The organism is Occallatibacter sp., assembly GCF_049510455.1.
In the GTDB taxonomy this organism is placed as follows: Bacteria; Acidobacteriota; Terriglobia; order Terriglobales; family Acidobacteriaceae; genus Telmatobacter.
The window spans coordinates 56,997-75,263 of the sequence record NZ_JBEKYX010000001.1 but is presented as its reverse complement, the minus strand read 5'-3'; the positions used below and the strand labels follow the sequence as shown (position 1 = coordinate 75,263).

Sequence of the window (18,267 nt, the reverse complement as noted above, 5' to 3'; positions counted from 1 at the left end):
ATGAGACGCAGCAGGCCAATACGGAAGCGGAGCGAGCAGGGACTTACCCTGCTGGAGCTGATTGTGACCGTGGGGATTCTGGGCATTCTGGCTGCTGCGGCGTTGCCGGTTGCGCGCATGGAGATCAAGCGGCAAAAGGAACGCGAGTTGCGCGCAGACCTGTGGATGATTCGCGATGGGATCGACAGGTACAAAGACGCGGCGGACAAGGGCGGCATTATGGTCAAGCTAGACAGCAACAACTATCCGCCCGATCTGGACACGCTGGTGAAAGGCGTGGACCTGAAGGGGGTCAAGATGAAGTTTCTGCGCCGCATTCCGATTGACCCCATGACAGGCAGCACCGAGTGGGGCCTGCGTTCGATGCAGGACGATCCGAAGGCCGACACGTATGGCGGGCAAAGCATATTTGACGTGTATTCAAAATCGCAGGGAACAGGTCTGGACGGCACGAAATATGCGGACTGGTAAACCAAAGCACGAGGCCGGTTTTACGCTCCTGGAGATGATGATTGTCATGACAATCATGCTCGTCCTGGTGGCGGTCGCCATTCCCGCCTACAAGGCAACGGTGCGCGGGGCTCGCGAAGCTGTGCTGAAGGAAGACCTGCACACCATGCGATCCGCTATCGACTCCTATACCGCGGACAAGCAGAAGGCTCCGCAATCGCTGGACGACCTGGTACAGGATGGCTATCTGCGCGAGGTTCCCGTGGACCCGATGACGCAGAGCAAGGATACGTGGACTACCGACATGGGAGATACGTTGCACTTGCTCGACCAGACCGATCCGGGCGTGGATGACGTGCATTCGGGCTCGCAGGAAACGGGCACCGATGGGCAGCCTTATTCGACCTGGTAGCTGATGCAGGCAGCTCCTGTAGCATGAACTTCATTCATGCGCGATTTAGCGACAACCGATCCTGTTCTCTTTGCGGAGTTGGCGCGCGATTCCGGGAAGCGACAGCGGTTACCGATCGCTGTTTGTTGCTTCAATCCTGGCCCACAACGCGCCGATTCCTGAGCCTGTTTTGGCTGAGACTGCGAGAATCTCCTCTACGCCGAGCCCTTTTTTGAGTGCTGCCATGTTGCGCGTGCGCTCATTGCCGCTGAGGCGATCGACTTTGGTTGCGACGACTACAAAGGCGCGGCCCATGTGGCGCATCCAGTCGATGAGCTGGCGGTCGCGGTCCTGCTGAGGAACATTGGAATCGATGAGGCAGACGCAGAGGGCGAGGGTTTCACGCTCGGCGAGATAGGGCTCGATGAACTTTGGCCACTCTGCGGAGATCGACTTCGATATCTTGGCGTAACCGTAGCCGGGCAGGTCCGCAAAGACGAGCTTTGCGCGTTGGCGCTCGTCGAGGAGCGCGAAGAAGTTGATGGCGCGAGTGCGGCCGGGCGTGGAAGAGACTTTAGCTGCTTTCTCGCCGGCAAGCGCATTGAGAAGGCTTGATTTGCCTACATTGGAGCGGCCCAGGAAGGCGATCTCCGGCGCGTTGCGCAGGGATTCCGGGGCGGGAAATTGTTCGGCGGCCATGGCCGAAAGAAGAAACTGTGTGGTGTATTTCATATTTATGTCCAACCATCCACTCTTGCAAAGCGCGCGGTTACGGGAAAGAGCACTTCAATGCGTTTGAGCCGAACCGCGAGTGTGATTGCGCGGGCGGCCATGAAGCCGCAAAAGGCGCACCACAATCCATTGTTACCGAACCAATGCTGAAGTGCGATGGCCGCGGCAAGAAAGATGACGAAGGAGATGATCATGGCGTTGCGCAGCTCGCGGCCGCGCGTTGCGCCGATGAAGATGCCATCGAGTTGAAAGCTGGCGACGGAGATGATTGGCAGCGCTACGGCCCAGGGCAAGAAACGCAGGGCGAGCGTTTGCACGGCTTGCACGTTGGTAAAGAGGGGCACCAGCCATGGGCCGGCGACAAGATACGTGAGCGAGACGAGAGCAGCGACTGCGACGGCCCATGTCCACGAAGCCTTCAGCACGGCGCGGTAGTCCTCGATTCTTTGCGCTCCGATGGATTCGCCCACAAGGGTCTCCGTGGCGTTGGCAAAGCCGTCGAGCCCGTATGCGGCGATGTAGTGAAGATTCATGAGCACGGCATTTGCGGCCAGGATAACATCGCCTTCGTGCGCTCCTGTGCGCGCAAACCACAGGTATGCCGCCGCGAGGCTTGCGGTTCGCAATAGGATATCGCGGTTGAGCGCGAAGAGTTTTATTAGTTTTGGACGGTCGATGAGGACGTGCCATTGGACCGGCGCCCATACGGATCGTTCGACCAGTGCAAGGCCGAGCAGGCATCCGATCCACTCTGCTATGGCTGTTCCAGTGGCGATGCCGGTTACGCCCCAATGCATGCGCAGGACGAGCATCAAGGCTACGCAGACGTTCACCACGTTGATGACCACCTGCAGGAGCAGCGCCAGCTTTGCGCGCTGGCGACCCAGAAGATAGCCGAGGATGGCGAAGTTGGCCAGCGCCGCCGGAGCCGACCAGATACGAATATGGCAGTAGAGGCTGGCGTTTGCGGCGGCCTCCGGGCTTGCGCCGAGAAGCTGCAGGGTGAAGGCGATGAGCGGAGCCTGGAGCGCCAGGACCATTATGCCGATCAGCAGAGCGAGTAGCAGGGAACGCAGAAAATGCAGGCGTAGCTCTTCGCTCCGGCCCGCGCCCTGCGCCTGCGCTACCAGCCCTGTGGTGCTCATGCGGAGGAAGCCGAAGCTCCAGTAGATGGTGTCGAAGAAGACGCCGCCAAGCGCGACCCCTCCCAGAGCTGCCGCGCCTGGAAGGTGCCCGCTTAATGCGGTGTCTACCGTTGCCAGCAGCGGCTGCGTCAGATTGGAAAGGATCAGCGGAACAGCTAGCAGAAAGACGCGCCGATACCAGTGTGTCATTGGGTTGATTCTATCTGGTACGCGTCAATCTGCTATCGGCATTTTCCTGAAGGTCGCGGTTGGCTACTGCCGAGTTGCCTGTCCGCCTGATATCTCTGGCGGGACTGGAACGGAGGCCAGCACTTCGGCCTCCGATGGAACGGGGGTGGGCAGCGGTTCGGTGAGCGCGAGCGCAAGGACTTCATCCATTGAGTCCACGAAGTGCAGCTTCATGGAGTTCTTGATTTTGTCCGGCATCTCGGACAAATCCTTCTCGTTGCCGCGGGGAAGAATGGCTTCAAAGATGCCGGCTCGCAGTGCGGCGAGGAGTTTTTCTTTAAGGCCACCGATGGGCAGCACCTTGCCGCGCAGCGTGATTTCGCCCGTCATAGCGATGTCGCGGCGAACGGGAATTCTTGCAAGCGCGCTGGCCAGCGCTGTGGCCATGGTGATGCCGGCGGATGGGCCGTCCTTGGGGATTGCGCCTTCCGGGACGTGCAGATGCAGGTCTACGTTGCGGTAGAACTCGCGTGTGAGGCCGAGGGCCTGGGCGCGGCCGCGAATGTAGCTGAGCGCGGCTTGCGCCGATTCCTGCATGACATCGCCGAGCTGGCCGGTGATGGTGAGCTTGCCCTTGCCGTCGAGGACCTGGACTTCTGTGTAGAGAATGCTGCCGCCGACTTCCGTCCAGGCGAGGCCGGTGACGACGCCGATGTCATTCTTCTCCTGCATCTCGGAGTCGCGGAAGCGCGGCACGCCGAGGAATTCGGCGATATTGGCCGCCGTGATTTCCTCTTTGTGCTTTGCGCCGTTCTTCACGACTCGGCGGGCTACTTTACGGCAGAGATTGCCCAGTTCGCGCTCAAGATTACGGACGCCGGCTTCGCGCGTGTAGCTGCGGATGAGCTCAACGATCGCGTCGTCGTGGATGATGACTTGCTTTTCGTTCAGGCCGGTTTGTTCGCGCTGCTTTTTGACGAGATACTGGCGCGCGATTTCGAGCTTTTCCTGCTCGGTGTAGCCCTGCAGGCGGAGGGTCTCCATGCGGTCCTGCAGGGGCGCCGGAATGGTGTGCAGCACGTTGGCCGTGGCGACGAAGAGAACCTGCGAGAGGTCGTAGTCCACGTCAAGATAGTGATCCTGGAAGGTGGAGTTTTGCTCGGGGTCGAGCACTTCAAGGAGCGCCGATGCCGGGTCGCCGCGGAAATCCGAGGCCATCTTGTCTACTTCATCGAGCAGGAAGACGGGGTTCTTGGTGCCGGCACGCTTCATGTGCTGGATGATCTGGCCGGGAAGCGCGCCGATGTAGGTGCGGCGGTGGCCGCGAATCTCGGCTTCGTCGCGTATGCCGCCGAGAGCAAGGCGCACGAACTTGCGGCCCGTTGCCTTGGCAATGGACATGCCGAGCGAGGTTTTGCCTACGCCAGGAGGTCCTACGAAGCAGAGGATAGAGCCTTTGGGGTTTTTGACGAGCTGACGAACGGCAAGAAATTCGAGGATGCGTTCTTTGATTTTTTCGAGGCCGTAGTGGTCTTCGTTGAGAACCTTTTCGGCGAAATCGATGGAGCGTGTTTCCTTGGAGCGCTTCTTCCACGGCACGGCCAGGAGCCAGTCGACGTAGTTGCGGCTGACGGTGGACTCGGCGGACATGGGCGGCATGGCTTCAAGCTTTTTGAGCTCGGCGATGGCTTTCTCAAGCACATCCTTGGGCATTCCGGCGGCTTCAATCTTTTTGCGAAGCTCGTCGAACTCGCTCTTTTCGCCGCGGCCAAGCTCCTTCTGGATGGCCTTGATTTTCTCGTTGAGGTAATACTCTTTTTGCGCGCGCTCCATCTGCCGCTTTACGCGCGACTGGATGTTGCGGTCGAGGTCGAGTTTTTCGATTTCGACGTCGAGCACGTCAGCGATGCGCGCGAGACGGGCCGCGGGATCGAAGATGCTGAGCAGTTCCTGCTTTTCCTCTACGCCGATCTGGAGGTTGGTTGCGATGACGTCGGAGAGCTTGGAAGCCTCGTCCATGCGAACGGTGGCGATGATGGTTTCGTAGTTGAGCGACTGCTGGAGCTTGACGTACTGCTCAAAGAGGCTGGTGACGCGCTGCATGAGCTGCTCGACAGGCTGCGTCAACTCGAAGTTTGATTTGCCGGTGCGAATGGTGGCGACGAAGAAGCCGTCGCGGTCGCTGACTTCGGTGGACTTGGCGCGCTCTACGCCTTCGACAAGGACCTTGATGTTGCCGTCAGGCATCTTGACGTTCTGCACGATGCGGCAGATGCAGCCGACCTGATAGATTTCCTTGGCTTTGGGCTCGTCTATGGTGGCGTCATGCTGCGTGGCCAGAAAGATGAGCCGGTCGCCGGTGAGCGCCTCTTCCAGTGCGCGCACGCTCGACTCGCGCCCCACCACGAAGGGCGTCATCATATAGGGAAAGATCACCATGTCCCGGATGGGCATCATGGGTAGCTTGCGCGGGTCGGATTTGTCGCGGGGAGTGGTCATAAGCAAGTGTAGCGCCGCTCATTCGACGCGGCAAAATCGGTTCCGTATGCGTCGAAGAGCAGTGGCTTTAGATTGGATTGTACAGCGGGTGAGGACGCAGGCTGTAGATTGCGGAATTTGAAAGCGAATCGCGCGTTCTGGTCACGGCCTTACCGCTCCGGGCTTCCCATAAAGATAATGCACTTTGCGCCGATGAGGCGCTTTTCTGCTGCTCCGTGCCTCTGGATGCAGCTAGTCACAGGATTTTAACTCTGATAAGATGGGAGTGATTACTCTGGACGAACTAACTCTAACTCTATATCAACCCTTAATTAACTCTATCTGGATCAACGGAGACGCTTCCATTATGGTAAATAGCGCCGGACCGGCCGTGGACCCATCGCTAGCTGAATCAGAAGTTCTTGCTGTGCTTGTTGAGCCTGAGCTGACAGTCGTCATGCCGTGTCTGAATGAGGCTGAGACGCTGGCCGACTGCATTCTGCAGATTCAAGACGCTGTGAATCCGCAGGGAATTGCCACCGAGATACTGGTGGCGGACAACGGCAGCACGGATGGATCGATCGAGATTGCCGAGGGCCTGCACGCCCGGGTGGTGCGTGTGACGGCCAAGGGCTACGGCAATGCTCTTCGTGGCGGCATTGAAGCGGCGCGTGGCCGTTATGTGATGATGGGCGATGCGGATATGAGCTATAACTTCGGCGATATTCCGAAGTTTCTATCTAAACTGCGCTCCGGCTCCGACCTAGTCATGGGCAATCGCTTTCTCGGCGGGGTCAAGCCCGGCGCCATGCCACCCCTGCATCGGTACCTTGGCAACCCGGTGCTGACGACAATCGGCAGGTTGTTCTTCCGCTGCCCGGCGGGCGATTTCCACTGCGGCCTGCGCGGTTTCAGCAAGGATGCCTACCGCCGAATGGACCTTCAGACAGCGGGAATGGAATTTGCCAGCGAGATGGTGGTGAAGGCATCCCTCTTCGGCATGAATATTACCGAAGTTCCCACGACGCTGAGCCCCGATGGCCGCAGCCGGCCTCCGCATCTGCGCAGCTGGCGCGACGGCTGGCGGCATCTGCGCTTTCTGCTGCTGTATAGCCCGCGATGGCTGTTCCTTTATCCGGGTCTCGCACTCATGCTGACGGGTCTGCTGGCCGGAATATGGCTTTTGCCAGGACCGCGCCCGCTGGGCCATACGGTTCTGGATGTGCATACGCTGCTCTATGCGGCCTGCGCTTTCATGCTCGGCTATCAGGCTGTCAGCTTTGCCCTCTTTACCAAGATCTTCGCTATTCGCGAGGGACTGCTTCCGGAGGATGCGCGGCTTTCGAAAATGTTCCGTTATGTCACGCTGGAGACCGGCCTCATTATCGGCGCGGCTCTGCTGCTGCTCGGGCTGGCAGGATCGTTCTGGGCTGTTTCCATCTGGAGCGGACGACACTTCGGCAACCTGGATGCGGGCGTGATGCTGCGCCGCGTTTTGCCCTCTGTGCTGGCGCTGATGGTGGGTGGGCAGACTATTTTTTCCAGCTTCTTTTTGAGCGTCCTGGGAATGAAGCGGCGGTAGACGCCGGCTCCGATTCCTGTATCCGGTCGCATGACATACAGTTGACCCCGGTAGGAGTTTAAAGGATGAACGCAGCCGCATCGGGCTTTCCTCTGGTTTCCCAATTAGCTCTTGTCCTCGATCCGAATGTGAGCACACAACTCCGGGGTCTGGTATTGCCGGTGGCGTGCCTGGCGTTCGGCGCGGTTGTTGCTTTTGCCTTGCGAGCTTTTCCTGGGCTGCGCTTTCAGCCGCTGCGCTGGCTGGGGAGAGTGCCGCGGAATTCGATTGCGGCGATGGCGTTACTGATCGTCGTTTCGCTTGCGGGCCGATTTGTGGACTGGCACTGGCGCGCTGTTAAGGTGCCCCGAAATTTCGACGAATTTTCCTACCTGCTGCAGGCCGAGACTTTTGCGCATGGACGATTGACAAACCCTACGCCGGAGTTCTGGACGCACTTCGAGACCTATGAAGAGCTTCTAGTGCCTAGCTACTCGGGCAAGTATCCGCCGGGGCAGTCTCTTTTTCTTACCCTGGGATGGGTTGTATTCGGCACCCCTTTTGCCGGCGTGCTGCTGAGTTGCGCGCTTATGTGCGCGGCGCTTTACTGGGCTCTGCTGGGGATCATGCCGCACCGATGGGCCTTCCTCGGGGGGCTCATTGCTGCTGCTCAGATCACGTGGACATCGTACTGGAATGACACGTATATGGGCGGCGCGGCAGCGGCCATTGGAGCCTGTCTGGTGGTGGGGTCCGCCCTGCGCCTCTGGAAGAGGTTTACTGTCAGCAATGGCGCGATTCTTGCGCTTGGCTGCTGGCTTCTTGCCAACACGCGACCCTATGAAGGGACGTTGCTTGCCGCGCCGATCGGCATTGCGATTCTTGTCCGCTTCCTGGCTTCACTTCGCAGTGGACAAAAAATACCGGCGGCGAAGGCTGCCGCTGCTTATGTTCTTGTGCTTGGCGTGGGGGCGGTGTGGCTTGGCTACTACGATTGGCACGTGACCGGGCATGCCGGTAATCTTCCCTGGGCCGAAGATGGACGGCAGTATTCCGCCACTCCGGCATTTCTTTTCCAGAAGGATGCTACGCCAACGAATCATTTTGAAGCGCAGTACACGGAAAGCAATTCTGAGATCGCGGCTCAGAAAAATCAATATCTCGTCATAGAACACCCGCATAAATGGCGCATGCGCACGCTTTCAGGATGGTTCCTTTCCATCGCGAGGAAGTTCATCCTGATCGGGTCATTTTTTATCGGCGTGACGCTGGCACCGCTCGCAGCCGGCCTGCTGCTTTGCGCCGGAAACAGAAGGTTGCGTTGGGTATGGCCGCTGCTTGGATTTATGGCGCTCGGATTTTCGGTTGAGACATGGAATCACGAGCATTACTTCGCTCCGATCCTGCCTGTGATCGCCATCCTCGGGATGTTTGCCTTGCGCTCGGTCTATGCGTGGCATCGCAGGACACGCCTTGGAGCTGCGCTTGTCTTTACAGCTCTTGTGGCTCTCGTGAGTGTTGAAGCCCTGCAATTTGCCAACATACCGCCGTATCCGGAACGGACGACAGCTCCTGCCGTTCTCTCCAAAGCCGCTACGGAAGAAGCGCTGAAGGCCATTTCCGGCAATAGCCTGGTGCTGGTGCGGTATACGACGGACCATCAACCAACGGAAGAATGGGTGCGCAATGGATTTGACATTCCTTCTCAACGCATCATCTGGGCTCACAGCCTGGACCCGGTCGACCCCGATCAGCCACTCATCTGCCACTATCGCGACCGTCATGTCTGGCGGCTTACAGCGCCGGATCACGGGGAAATATGGTCAGCCGAAGAGGCACGTCAGGCGCTCAAGCTGGTGGATACGGATGAGCTTTGTTCTGCTGGTTCTGCGATGTCTCCCACTCCAGTAGCTTTGCAAAGTAAGTAAGCGGAAAAATAAAAGGCCGCGCTATGCAGCGCGGTCTTTTTATTTTTGAAGCGTCTTGCGAGTTATCCTGCTTTTTCCAGCAGGCAGAGCGAGAGATCGCGACGCTCGACCATGTCGCGTGTGATTTCCAGATCGCGTGCCTTCTTGTTGGTTGGCAGGTTGTACATCAGGTCAAGCATCAGCTCTTCCAGGATCATGCGAAGGCCGCGCGCGCCGACCTTGCGAGTCAGAGCTTCGCGGGCAATGGCGCCCACTGCGTCCTGCGAGAAGTGGATCCGGACGTTCTCGTATTCGAGCAGGCGCTGATACTGCTTCATAATTGCATTGCGGGGCTTGGTGAGAATTTCAACCAGGGCGGCTTCATCCAGCTCGTCAAGCACGCCCATTACAGGCAGACGGCCAACGAACTCCGGAATCAGCCCGTACTTGATCAGGTCCTGCGGCTCAGTCTTGCGCAGCAGTTCCGTATCGCGATGGGCACGAGTTGTTGCGGCATCGGCTTCGGCGTCAATGGTCTTGAAGCCGAGCGCCTTCTTGCCAACGCGCCGGCCTACTACGCGCTCAAGGCCCACAAAGGCTCCGCCGCAGATGAAGAGGATATTTGTGGTATCGACCGCGGTGAACTCCTGGTGCGGATGCTTGCGCCCGCCCTGCGGAGGAACGTTGGCAACGGTGCCCTCAAGTATCTTAAGCAGCGCCTGCTGCACGCCCTCACCGCTCACGTCGCGCGTGATGGAGGGGTTTTCATCCTTGCGGCCGATCTTGTCGATCTCGTCGATGTAAATGATGCCCTGCTGCGCCTTGGTCACGTCCCCGTCGGCGGCCTGCAGGAGCTTGAGGATGATGTTCTCCACATCCTCGCCTACATAGCCGGCTTCGGTGAGTGTTGTTGCGTCGACGATGGCGAAGGGGACATCGAGCATCTTGGCGAGGGTGTGCGCGAGCAATGTTTTGCCGGAGCCGGTGGGGCCGACCAGAAGGATGTTCGACTTCGCCAACTCGACATCATTGTTCCGCACCCGGTTCATCTGGATGCGCTTGTAGTGGTTGTAAACCGCCACGGCGAGCTTCTTCTTGGTCTGGTCCTGTCCGATTACATAGTCATCGAGAAAACTTTTGACTTCATGCGGTTTGGGCAGGTGGCCGGCGTTGGTGGAGGGATGCGCTTCGCCGCGGTCGTCTTCGAGGATCGAGTTGCAGACACCCACGCATTCATCGCAGATGTAGGCCCGGGGATAGTCGCTGGGCGACGAGATCAATTTTGCAACCGCATCCTGCGATTTGTGGCAGAACGAGCAGCGCAATGCTTCTTCAGGTCCCGTGCGCGTTTTCATGGTTGTACGACTCCTCCCGGACTTTCCGGACTTGCATTTGGTTTCTGCATCCGCCTGAGCGGAAAAAGTTAAAGCCGCGCTAGCTACCGCGCGGCCGGTCGATAATCTCGTCGATGATGCCGTATTCCTTGGACTGCTCGGCATTCATGATGAAGTCGCGCTCTACGTCGCGTTCGATGCGATCGAGAGGCTGGCCTGTGTGCTTGGCCATCAGGGTATTGGTGATCTCACGGATGCGAAGGATCTCGCGAGCGTGGATGTCGATGTCCGTGGCCTGGCCGCTGAGGCCGCCCATGGAAGGCTGGTGAATGAGAATGCGCGAGTTGGGCAGCGCGAACCGCTTACCCTTTGTTCCAGCGAGCAACAGAAACGCGCCCATGCTGGCCGCCTGACCGATGCAGAAGGTTGTTACGGAGTTCTTGATGTACTGCATGGTGTCGTAGATGGCAAGGCCGGCCGTGATGGAACCGCCCGGCGAATTGATGTAGAGTTGAATGTCCTTGTCCGGGTCTTCGCCGGAAAGGAACAACAACTGTGCGACCACCAGATTGGCTATCTGATCATCAATCGGCGTACCAAGAAAAATGATGTTATCGCGCAGCAGACGCGAGTAAATGTCGTAGGCGCGCTCGCCCCGGCTCGTCTGCTCAACAACCATGGGAACCAATGCCATGTATGCCCTTTTCGCTCTCCAGTTCAGTTACGCTTGTCTTCGCCGCCCGTTTATGAGCGCGACGTTGCCCCCAGCTAGGCAGGCAGCCGATCGTACAAAAGTTGAGCGGTTTTTTCGCGCTTCAGTTGTTCACGGATTCTAGCTAGGCCGCCCTCCTGCGTCAATCGCGCAAGCAGGGCATCGGCTGATTCGCCGGTTTGCATGGCGCCAATCTGAACCTCGTGGTCCACTTCCTCGTCCGTTACCTGCACGTTCTCAGCGTGTGCAATTTTGGCGAGAAGAATGCCGCTCTTCACTTCAGCAGCCGCGGAATCGCGCTGGGCTGCGCGCAGGCGGGCAAAGTCCAGCTTCCGCATCTGCTCTGGGCTCATACCCTGGCCGGCGAGCGCGCGCAATCCACGCTCCAGGCGGGCGTCAATCTGCTCCTGCACCAGCGATTCGGGAACAGGGAACGGGAAACGCTCGACCAGCGCATGAAAGAGCCGATCCTTCGTTTCGCCTTCCACGCTGCGCCGCTTGCGGCTGGCTACATGCTCGCGCACCTTGGTTTCGAGATCGGCCAAGCTCTCGTATTCGCCCAGCTCCTTGGCGAAATCATCATTGAGTTCAGGTACGGTGCGCTTGCGGATGGCCTTGACGTCAATCGTGTAGTCCACTGTCTTGTTGGCAAGTGTGGCCTGCGGATATTCCGCGGGGTAGCTTGCGGAAACGTCCAGGGTCTGGCCTACCGTTGCGCCGCGCAGGGCGCTGGTGAAGGCTTCTACGGTGTCTTTGCCGCCAATTTCAACGAGCGCTTCTTCTCCCTTGATGGGGGCGGTGTCGTCGGAGCCTTCGATCTTGCCCTCGTAGGAGATCAGGGCCCAGTCACCGTCCACCAGCGGACGCTCTTCTTCGACCGGCTCGACCGTGGAGCGCGAGTCGCGGAGCTGCTCCATCTCGGCGTTAAACTCCTCGTCCGTTGCTTCAACAGAGGGCTTGGGCACGGTCACATTCTGGTAGCCTTCGATCGAAAACTCGGGGAGATACTCAAATACCGCCTTCACATGCAGCGGCTCGCCGTCTTCGAGCTTCAAGTCCGTTACCTGGGGCTGGCCAACTGGCGACACGCCCTGCTCCGCTACTGCCTGGTTGAATTTCCCAGGCAGAATCTGATCCAGCACATCTTTGCGAATCTCATTTTCGTACTTGCGCTTGATGACGCTCTCCGGGGCTTTGCCGGGGCGGAAGCCGGGGATGCGGGCATACTTCTGATAGTTTCGCGTGACGCCGCGGAAGGCCTTGGTCACATCTTCGGCGGGAATGTCCAGCACCACTTCGCGGGTGCAGTCAGGATTCAGGACAGGAGCGGGGGTGTGAGAGTGATCATGATCGTGATGGTCGTGGTCATGCGTGTGGCCTTCGTGGCCAGTGGCTTCCTGCTCCGGTGTGTTTTCGATGGTGTCAACAGAACTCAACTTCGTTGCCTTCCAGGCGCGCTTGGCGCCGCGTGAGAACTCCCCGGCAATGGGGCAATACGACAAAGGCCGCCAGCTCGGGGGAGGTGCTTTGTTAATGGTAAGAGGGAAGCAACCGAAGGGTCAAACTGAGAGGCGGAAAGCCCGGTTCGAACGTACCCTTTGGGGAACGTTACCATCAGTCGCGCGCCAGCCCCGGTACAATCGCTTCGCGATCATTTTTGCCCGAGACTGCCCATGCCGCTCAGATCTCTATTCCGCGTTTTTCTTCTTGCACTTTTCACCGTTGCCTCACTCTCCGCCCAATTGGCTGTAGTTCCGGTTTGGCGGGCGGCAGGTAGTGGAAGCGGACTAAGTAGATGTTTTCGCCGGGACCGTGTTTTGCGACCTTGAGAAGGTCAATTACGCCCAGAAAGCCGGATGCTCGCGCTAACTCCGGTGTGATGTCCGGGAACCCGATGGGTTCAATCGAGTCGATTTCTATCTCGCCTTCGTCCATCTTGTAGCGATGGCCGACCTTTACGTGGGGACGCATCCAGATGCGTACGCTGCAGGTGATTTCGCCGCGGCGAACACCTTCGCGGAGGCGTTTTGTAAAGACCATGCTGAGCGTGTAATCAGTCCGCCGCCAGTTCAGTGGATTCCGGCCTGCGGACGTAGGGCAGGAAGCGGGGATGCGCTGCGCCGCACTCGGCGAAGTGCATGCGGGCCTCGCTGAGGCTCAGTGCGCCGTTGACGGTGAGGCGGATTTCGCCGGCGTCTTCGTCTTCCTGGCCGTCGTCTTCCCACCAGCAGACGGGGCACAGCTCCATCGATTCCGGTGTGTTCAATGTGCGGTAGCCGCAGCACGGACAGCGAAAACGCGTCTCCATGTCGAGAGAGACGGCGAAGAGCCATAAGGAGTTTACGGGAATGGTTCGGTTTTGTTTGTGCGGTCAGGGCGTTGATTTTTGGGAGTTATCCTGTGCAATGGTTTCTCCTAAGATATTTATTTTGTGTTGATTGTGGGCGTTTCCACACTTCTTATTTGAATCTTTATGCGATCTTCATTTCAAGACTGTGCAGCTTGCACAGGTGGTACGGCACCTTTTGCACCAGTTGTGGTGCAAGGGGGATGGGGGAGGGGTACCGTACCGTCCCTGAACGAAACGGCCCGAATCCGTGATGGATTCGGGCCGTCTTTTGCTGCTGATTATGAGTATGGCATAAACGGCGGTTATTTTATGCAAATTTTCTGGAGGGTTGGGACGGTACGAAAGGGCATTGGACTTTAGTAATGGAGGATGGGGATCGGTGGTGGTGGAGTTTGAAATTTACTGATTGTTGAATATCGAAGGCGAATCGGAAATTGAGTGACGGAAAGCGCGTTTCGCGGGATCATCTCGCGCGAGTGTTCGGAAATCTTGCTCAATTGAGTGCTTCGGCCTGACTGTTCTCTTCATTGGAGATTTGCTTTCGGCTGCCCCGTTATACGGAAGGAATTCAAAGGCGCTGAATATTTGCCAAGGCAATCGGTGAATGCCTTCGGTTGCATTTCTGTGCCATAGCGCTCGATACGACTTCTTCGCTAAAAATCAGCTTCGTGTTGACCGTACAGAAGTTCAGGTTCTGCGAAGATTGGGTAACGCCGAAAAGATGGTGCTTGTTTCGTCAACAAACCGCTTTTACCCGATCGCTTATGACACCATCGGCACATAAGCTCAATCGGGTGTATGCTCGGGACAGTAGCCAGTTTTTCCTTCCTCGCCTCCAGCATCTCAGGCTTAGCTCCAGACGAGCACCGCTCAAGTACGCAACCGAACAACTCGAGTTGCCGGGAGCCTTCTACAACCATTCGATATGCGGAGCTACCTTTAGCCCCCTTTGGCGCATCCATACGTTGACTCAACCAGGAAGCTCTCCAGACGCAATGAGTTTCTGGTGACGGCAGCCTGGCTGGACTAAGACAAATTGGTTGAAGTGTGCTGTCCGCCAGTTCGGTGGATAACCGCACCAGGTGGGGCGCTTCTTTCGACAACCTAACTTGTCGAATTCGCTAGATATGAAGCGCAATCAAGATGTTATGCAAGAGCATGACGCTGCCGCAAGTGAAAGTAGGAACGATGTCGTTCTCTAAAATGACGCATCCCAACAGGCTTGTCGCAACTTCCGGTCCAGTTGCCGCGCTTCCAATCGTGTTGAAGGAAAGCAGCCTGCCTTTGCCAACGCGCATCGCGTTTATCGGAAATTATCTGCCCCGAGAGTGCGGCATCGCGACCTTCACAACCGATCTATGTACCGCGCTGGCAGCGGAATATGGTCCGGCGCGGTTGTTTGCCATACCCGTCAATGATCCGGATTCAAGTTATGAATATCCAGAACGAGTGCGATTGGAGATTACGCAAGAGGACTTGTCCTCGTATGAACGAGCCGCCGATTTTCTCAACTTCAACGGAAATGATCTCGTCTGTTTGCAGCATGAATATGGCATTTACGGAGGCCCCGCAGGCCGCCATATTCTGACAATGCTGCGCAGATTAAAAATGCCGCTGGTCACAACCTTGCATACGGTCTTACGCGAGCCTAGCTGGAACCAGCGTGTGGTCCTCGAGGAGATTGCGCAACTATCAGATCGTCTGGTTGTGATGAGCGAGTTAGCGGCGCAACTGCTCCGCGAAGTGTACGCGGTTCCGAGTGGCAAGATTGACGTCATCCCGCACGGCGTTCCCGATCTGCCGTTTATGGACCCGAATTACTTCAAAGACAAGTTTGGCACTGAAGGCAAGTCTGTCCTTTTGACCTTTGGCTTGCTTTCTCCCAACAAGGGAATTGAGAATGTCATCCGCGCGTTACCCGCAATCCTGGCACAACATCGAGATGTGGTTTATATCGTCTCCGGCGTGACGCATCCTCATCTTCGAAAGCGGGAAGGCGAACGCTATCGGGAAGAATTACAGGCTCTGGGCGAAGCGCTTGGCGTCTCCGATCATCTGATCTTTAACAATCACTTTATCAGCGCGGAAGAACTTGTCGAGCATGTAGGCGCGGCCGATATTTATATCACGCCCTACCAGCAGGAAGCGCAGGTTGTGTCTGGTACGCTGGCAATCGCGTTTGGCGCAGGGAAAGCGATCATCTCCACGCCATACTGGCACGCCAAGGAATTGCTTGCGGAGAAGCGTGGCGTGATCGTTCCCTTTGAGCGTCCCGATGCAATTGCGGAAGCTGTCCTTGCATTGCTTGAGAATGATTCAGAACGTCATGCGATGCGCAAGCGAGCCTATTTGCATTCTCGCGGAACGACCTGGCCAAAGACAGCGCACGCCTACATGGCCAGCTTTCAACGCGCGCGTTTTGAGCGTTCGTTGCAGCCAAGGCCTGCGCAACAGTTGGATGCGGCTACGGAATTGCTGGATCGAATCGATCGCTTGCCGCTTCTCGACACTGGCCATTTGTTGTCCATGACGGACGACACAGGTATCTTGCAGCACGCGATCTTTTCGGTGCCGAATACGCGCGAAGGCTATACAACCGATGACAACGCGCGGGCTCTCATGGTATCCACCCAACTCGATGAAAACCTCGCGTACAGCGGCGATGTAAAGAGTTCTAATCTTTCAAGCCGCTATCTGGCTTTCTTGTGGCTGGCATTTCATTCCGACAGTGGACGCTTTCGCAACTTTCTGGGCTATGACCGGCAGTGGTTGGAAGATATAGGCTCGGAAGACAGTCATGGCCGCGCTTTGTGGGCGTTGGGATATGTACTTGGGCACTCTCAGGATGCCGGCTTGCGTGGAGCAGCGGGAAGACTATTTGAGTCCGCTGTGCCTGCGGCCATGACCTTCAGCAGTCCTCGCGCGTGGGCCTTCAGCGTTCTCGGCATGCAGGCATACCTGGATTGGTTTCCTGGCGACAGAGTAATTCAAGGCTTCCGTAACGCACTTGGCAATCGCCTGCTGGACATTTATGAACGCAACCGCTCCGATAGCTGGCACTGGTTCGAGAAAAGCTTGTCCTATTCCAATGCCCGGTTGTCTCAGGCCCTCATCCTGACTGGATGGCGCAGTGACAACACGAGAATGGTTGCGGCCGGGATTGAGTCACTTGAATGGCTAGTATCCGCACAGCACAGGGGCGATGGAGAAACCTTTGTTCCCATCGGCTCCAATGGATTCTTTACCGAAGGCAGAGAGAAAGCTCGCTTCGATCAGCAGCCGGTGGAAGCCTGCGCGACGGTCTCCGCTTGCCAGCAGGTCTATAGGCTCACCGGCGAGAGCCGTTGGCAAACGGAGGCGTCGCGAGCATTCCGCTGGTTCCTCGGTAAGAACGACCTTCTTGCGCCGCTCTATGACCCGTCTACAGGTGGATGCCGAGACGGTCTTCATCCCGACCGCGTGAATGAAAACCAAGGAGCGGAATCGACCCTCTCGTTTCTTATGGCTCTGCTTGATATGCAGGCTGCTGAAGTAGCAAACGTAGACGAATTACAACAGGAAATGAGTGTGTATTCTTGAACATGAATGCTTCCGCGATGTTATTGCCAGATTCACTCCTTTCCGAACCGCGAGTGCAGAAAACGTGGGTTGAAACTTCCCTCTTCGAGCGGCATTCCGGAAATCCGATTCTCAGCCGGGAGCACTGGCCCTATCCGATCAATAGCGTGTTCAACGCTGGAGTGGTTCGCCTGGCAGACGGAGATACTTTGCTTCTTTGCCGAGTGGAAGACCGGCGTGGTCTTTCGCATCTCTGCGCAGCTCGCTCCAGCAATGGAATCGACGGATGGCGTATTGATGCTGAGCCCACGCTCGCCGCAAAACCTCATGAATATCCGGAGGAGTTGTGGGGCATTGAAGATCCCCGCATCACTTTCGTCCCCGAACTTGATCAATTTGCGGTGGCCTATACATCCTTCGCGCGCGGCGGTCCGGGAGTGTCTCTAGCGCTCACCAAAGACTTCAAGACTTTTGAGCGCTATGGCGTCATCATGCCTCCGGAAGACAAGGATGCCGCACTGTTGCCGCGAAGAATCGGCGGCAATTGGGCACTCGTTCATCGACCGGTGACGACGTTGGGCGCTCACATGTGGATTTCCTATTCGCCTGATTTACGACATTGGGGAAGTCATAAAATCATCCTCGAAGCACGGCGGGGAGGATGGTGGGACGCTAACAAGATAGGGCTGTGCTCTCCGCCGATTGAGACCGCAAAGGGATGGCTGACCATCTATCACGGGGTGCGACAGACCGCATCTGGAAGTATCTATCGTCTTGGTCTCGCACTCTTTGACCTGGAACGCCCGGACGTCTGCCTGCAACGAGGCGACTCCTGGATATTCGGACCGGAAGCACCGTATGAGCGCGGAGGAGATGTGAACGATGTCGTGTTCCCCTGCGGACAAACCATTGGTGCGGATGGAGACACGATCTACCTATATTACGGAGCGGCTGATTCTACGATGGCTTTGGCTACCGGAAGTATTCGGCGTTTGCTCTCATGGCTGGATTCAAACTCGACACCCGATGCGTCGAGCGTTCGCTGACTTGCGCACGCGCAGGCGCACGAGGAGCAAACACAATGAGTGAGACTGGCAGGACTTGGCTGAATTGGGCACCGCAATTACTTTGGAGACGGCGAGAATGTCCCCGCTGCAATTCTGTGACATTCAAACAAGCAGAGCTGCGCCCTTTCGATGGCCTTCTCAGTATGTTTGCGCTCCGTCCAGTGCGCTGCATGTTCTGCTGGCGGCGGTACTATTGGATCTCATTGCATGGCGCGCCTGCGGGATAAGCATCCCCGAACTAAGATTGGGTTAATTGAAATTGAATCTCGCGTTTGAACATGTGCAGCCTGTCATGGTTTTGTGCGATAGGTGAAGGTGGGAGAACGGTGGGGAGTGCTGTCCCACCCATGGCGCAAAAGACGCGCCATGGATGGGGCGCCGGGCGAGAGATCCGTGGCTAAAGCCCTTTCTTTT

14 protein-coding genes are annotated in these 18,267 nt (G+C 57.4%); 6 read left to right on the top strand and 8 right to left on the bottom strand.

The genetic code is table 11. The features are described from left to right. Both ABSG47_RS00275 and ABSG47_RS00270 read left to right on the top strand, forming a co-directional pair. Entirely contained in the window at positions 1–471 is a 471-nt protein-coding gene (locus ABSG47_RS00275; protein WP_424164837.1) for a type II secretion system protein, read from the top strand. Then, complete coding sequence (locus ABSG47_RS00270; RefSeq protein WP_424164834.1) at positions 458–862, top strand: type II secretion system protein; 405 nt, start codon at positions 458–460, stop codon at positions 860–862. The genes ABSG47_RS00275 and ABSG47_RS00270 overlap by 14 nt, the downstream gene beginning before the upstream one ends. Positions 863–970: 108 nt before the next feature. Here ABSG47_RS00270 and yihA read toward each other — a convergent pair whose 3' ends face one another. The 3 genes from yihA to lon form a co-directional block, all read right to left on the bottom strand. After that, complete coding sequence (gene yihA / locus ABSG47_RS00265) at positions 971–1,573, bottom strand: ribosome biogenesis GTP-binding protein YihA/YsxC (RefSeq protein ID WP_424164831.1); 603 nt, start codon at positions 1,571–1,573, stop codon at positions 971–973. 2 nt (positions 1,574–1,575) lie between these two features. After that, positions 1,576–2,907, bottom strand: coding sequence for an MATE family efflux transporter (locus ABSG47_RS00260; RefSeq protein ID WP_424164828.1), 1,332 nt, complete (start codon positions 2,905–2,907; stop codon positions 1,576–1,578). Between the two features lie 63 nt (positions 2,908–2,970). Continuing rightward, positions 2,971–5,385, bottom strand: a complete 2,415-nt coding sequence (gene lon, locus ABSG47_RS00255; RefSeq protein WP_424164825.1) for an endopeptidase La — start codon at positions 5,383–5,385, stop codon at positions 2,971–2,973. Positions 5,386–5,731: 346 nt separating this feature from the next. On the opposite strand from lon, the gene ABSG47_RS00250 reads away from it, so the two are divergent. Continuing rightward, positions 5,732–6,946 carry a glycosyltransferase family 2 protein gene (locus ABSG47_RS00250; RefSeq protein WP_424164822.1) on the top strand — a complete coding sequence of 405 codons (1,215 nt, stop codon included), beginning with the start codon at positions 5,732–5,734 and terminating at the stop codon, positions 6,944–6,946. A 65-nt stretch (positions 6,947–7,011) separates the two neighbouring features. Next, the gene (locus tag ABSG47_RS00245) at positions 7,012–8,853 is read left to right on the top strand and encodes a hypothetical protein (RefSeq protein ID WP_424164820.1); all 1,842 of its coding nucleotides are present in this window, start codon (positions 7,012–7,014) and stop codon (positions 8,851–8,853) included. Positions 8,854–8,915: 62 nt separating this feature from the next. Here the strand turns inward: ABSG47_RS00245 and clpX are convergent, their stop codons facing one another. From clpX to ABSG47_RS00220, 5 genes are all read right to left on the bottom strand, one after another. Further along, on the bottom strand, positions 8,916–10,187 hold the full coding sequence (gene clpX, locus ABSG47_RS00240; RefSeq protein ID WP_424164817.1) for an ATP-dependent Clp protease ATP-binding subunit ClpX: 1,272 nt from the start codon (positions 10,185–10,187) through the stop codon (positions 8,916–8,918). 79 nt (positions 10,188–10,266) lie between these two features. Next, complete coding sequence (gene clpP, locus ABSG47_RS00235) at positions 10,267–10,860, bottom strand: ATP-dependent Clp endopeptidase proteolytic subunit ClpP (RefSeq protein WP_058188904.1); 594 nt, start codon at positions 10,858–10,860, stop codon at positions 10,267–10,269. A 74-nt stretch (positions 10,861–10,934) separates the two neighbouring features. Continuing rightward, a complete protein-coding gene (gene tig, locus ABSG47_RS00230) occupies positions 10,935–12,314 on the bottom strand; it encodes a trigger factor (RefSeq protein ID WP_424164813.1) in 1,380 nt (459 codons plus the stop codon). 280 nt (positions 12,315–12,594) lie between these two features. Continuing rightward, positions 12,595–12,918 carry an ASCH domain-containing protein gene (locus ABSG47_RS00225; RefSeq protein ID WP_424164810.1) on the bottom strand — a complete coding sequence of 108 codons (324 nt, stop codon included), beginning with the start codon at positions 12,916–12,918 and terminating at the stop codon, positions 12,595–12,597. Positions 12,919–12,931: 13 nt separating this feature from the next. Beyond that, on the bottom strand, positions 12,932–13,186 hold the full coding sequence (locus ABSG47_RS00220) for a CPCC family cysteine-rich protein (RefSeq protein WP_424164807.1): 255 nt from the start codon (positions 13,184–13,186) through the stop codon (positions 12,932–12,934). 1,230 nt (positions 13,187–14,416) lie between these two features. Here ABSG47_RS00220 and ABSG47_RS00215 point away from each other — a divergent pair. Together ABSG47_RS00215 and ABSG47_RS00210 are read left to right on the top strand one after the other, a co-directional pair. Further along, positions 14,417–16,807 carry a glycosyltransferase family 4 protein gene (locus ABSG47_RS00215; RefSeq protein ID WP_424164804.1) on the top strand — a complete coding sequence of 797 codons (2,391 nt, stop codon included), beginning with the start codon at positions 14,417–14,419 and terminating at the stop codon, positions 16,805–16,807. Between the two features lie 53 nt (positions 16,808–16,860). After that, positions 16,861–17,832: a glycoside hydrolase family 130 protein gene (locus ABSG47_RS00210; protein WP_424164801.1), complete on the top strand. Its 972-nt coding sequence runs from the start codon at positions 16,861–16,863 to the stop codon at positions 17,830–17,832. The last annotated feature ends 435 nt before the right edge of the window (positions 17,833–18,267 follow it).